1 protein-coding gene and 1 pseudogene are annotated in these 2,929 nt (G+C 50.1%); one reads left to right on the top strand and one right to left on the bottom strand.

Translation table 11 applies throughout. From position 1 onward, the window contains the following. Positions 1–186: pseudogene (locus GWC77_RS27260) on the top strand (IS5/IS1182 family transposase); the annotation flags it as partial. A gap of 288 nt (positions 187–474) precedes the next feature. On the opposite strand, the gene GWC77_RS27255 reads toward GWC77_RS27260, so the two are convergent. Continuing rightward, the gene (locus tag GWC77_RS27255; protein ID WP_173262459.1) at positions 475–1,881 is read right to left on the bottom strand and encodes a hypothetical protein; all 1,407 of its coding nucleotides are present in this window, start codon (positions 1,879–1,881) and stop codon (positions 475–477) included. Positions 1,882–2,929 lie beyond the last annotated feature (1,048 nt).

Below are 2,929 nucleotides of genomic sequence, written 5' to 3'. Positions count from 1 at the left end.
GGTTACGGCCGGCGGGCGCTGGTGGAAACGACGATGGGGCGATACAAGGCACTGATCGGCCCGCGTCTGCGCACGCGTCATCCCGATGCGCAGCAGACTGAAACATCGATCGGTGTGGCGGTGCTCACCCGCATGCTGGCCGCCGCACGCCCGAACTCCGTGCGCTGTAAGGTTCATGCCGCATAACCTGTGGGGAAAGGGGCGCATTGCACACTGCTCCGCCTCCATGCACCAACGCCCTTCGCTCAATTTCGTCGGAATCGTTTGCCAGCATGGATTACCCGTCATTCGATGAGTCCAAACATCTGGACTCTAACCGATCTGTCTTCGCCGATCACAAATCCAGTATCGGCGCGGCTCACAGACAAATTCGATGACATCGAAAAACTAGCAACCAGTTGTAAGGACTCCTAAGCGAATCGCCGCTTGCTCGTCATCGCTTCATTATCGCGACACAACCTCCGCTCGTCCGTGTTACCCAAAATCGGCACTTCCTGAACCACGCCTCCTTTCCCAGGCTGATTTCATCAGCTCATGAGGCCGCTGATCAACTGAGGTCATTTCCATCATTCCTTGCCCATCGGACGGGAAAACCCGCTGCCCCTCCGTGAGAGCAGATGCTGTACCAACCTGGCGCTTATAAATCTGGCGCTGGACTTCCCTGAAGCCGCCAAGTTTATACCCACTGAAATCGATGCAAGTCAAGCTTTTCGAGACGCTAGCAGCCTGCACAATCCGGCTCCTGAATTCCTTCTCAAGCTTCCTGTCTGCCTCCCAAATATACTCCTTATCCAGTATAAAATCATTAGCTATTCGCAGCGTTTCAAGATTACGGCATCTTGCAATGGCCGTAAGATAAGGATCGATGTCCGATTCTGTTTTGATAGGGCCAATAGATATTTCCAGATCCTTTAGGCTCGAGCGCGTGTTAAGAAGCTTCGACAGCGCAATCGCATCGACTGTTGTCGTGGGCAGCCGCAGGCTTTTCAATGCTCCATCTGCTCTTGTTACGGCAGCAATTAGAGAATTTAGAGCATTTGGATTTTCACCATTAAACTCCACTCCTCGCATGTGCAAGACTTGCGTTTTACTATCTGTCTTTGCAAGCGCGAAGATGAGCTCGTCTGCCTCCTTTTCATCGATCGTCCAATAACGCCCCTTTTCATATTGGAATCCGTACGCCTCACCGTTGTCTCGCAGAACGCTCTTTGAGAACCACGACACGGCTTCAAAACCGTTGTCGTCGTCAGTTGATTTCACCCACAGAGAAATCTTGATCTTCAGATCCGGCCGTCCATTCTGCTTCAGGCGTTTCAATGCAGAATCGATTTTCGAAAAATCCAAATTGAAGTAGTCTTCCCGATTGTGATACTCTGGGATGCCCCGAAAGCCTTCCTTGAGTTGCATCGATACCGCGTCGACGCTTCGCAACTCGAGAGCAATTTTTTTTGTTTCGCCGAGTTCAACCTGATCAAGCTCTGCCAGCAAAGGCAAAATTAGGCTCATCGGGTGGCGAGCGCTGCAAAAATGCAAGTTATCAAACAGCCCCATCAGTATCGAAAGCTGTTCCTTGCAATTCGCATCAGGAGGAAAGTCTCGGAAAAAGAGGGTTCCAGTTAATTTTTTCGAAAGCTTTGTGTCGTCGCGGATTCGATTGCGAACAACCGGGTTCAACAAGTCCTCGCCACGCATGCCTAACGATTTGCTAATCTTGCCCAGCCGTCTGCGAAGATTTTCGTCGGTGAGAATTCTATGGCTAATTGCTTTTGACATTTCGCCGCCTACGTTAGATTGGCGCAACAGCTCACCGAGATCGGCGGTTTGCGCGACGATTCCGTGAAGCACATCGGTGGGAATATGACGTAAATTATTCGATCTCAATAAATTAGTTGTAGAAGACTGGTCGGACTTACGCGACCCGCAGCACTCTCCCCGGGAATCAGGGCACGCAAACGGGACCCCCGGGCCAACGTCGAATCGGATGTTTGTGGTCGTAGTATTGAGCCTCCAGTCTTTAAATGGCTCAAGCCGGTGGGGTCATTGAGCGCGGAATGCTTGTATGCTGCGAACTCTCGCTGTCGCCTGGTTGAGAAGGCGAAGAATATTGAGCATTAGGGCTGTCAAATATTTTAAATCGATTCATACGAAGCTCATTCTCACTTTATAATTGATTGTGCGCATCATTACATCGTTAGATTGGCTGCTCGTTTCAAAACAATTTCTGCAATTGTTCGCAGAACAATTTGATGATGAAGAAAGTAGCCGACGCGACAAGATCTTCGTGCGAGATAATGATGTGATATGCGAAGTGATCGGTATGTAACCGTTCAGCCAGAGAAAAGCGCCATGAAGCACATTGGTAATCCTCCCGTCCGGTAAGCGGGATCAGAGGGGTTTTGTTCAACAGGGTAGGCGCCCATTTGATTGCGGGCGCAACTATGCATTTTTGACGCAAACGGGCCTGCTGTCGCGCGCAGTTGTAAATTGATACAGCGCCGCAGTTAGGAATTGATACACCTCGTTGTAGGGCATCGGCTTATACAGAAGTGTCGGCGTGGTTCATTCGAGGGTTACACGCGAGAGCTGCATGGGGAGGTAGAGCGGGTCGATAATGAGCGCCTCTGTATTGTCAAACAACACAAATTGTCCAAAAAATGACCTAAAGTCGTCTAATCGGCAACTTCGGTGGCACATAATCTGGAAAAATCATTATCGATCAATGGGTTGCCGAATAATTGACGTAAAATCGTCCCATCTGATGGGAAGGCTGACGCCCTTGATGGCGAGATTTTGAGGTGGTTTTGCCCATCGGCTTATACACATGTGCGCGCCGCTTCCCGGGTTCGGAAGAACATGTTTACTTTCAATGACATAGGGCTGGGCTTGTAAACTTTCGGCGAAACGCGTTTACTCTCGCTTTTTGCGTGAA

Source organism: Paraburkholderia sp. NMBU_R16, from assembly GCF_013282575.1.
Lineage (GTDB): Bacteria > Pseudomonadota > Gammaproteobacteria > Burkholderiales > Burkholderiaceae > Trinickia.
This window is presented reverse-complemented; position numbering and strand designations above follow the sequence as displayed.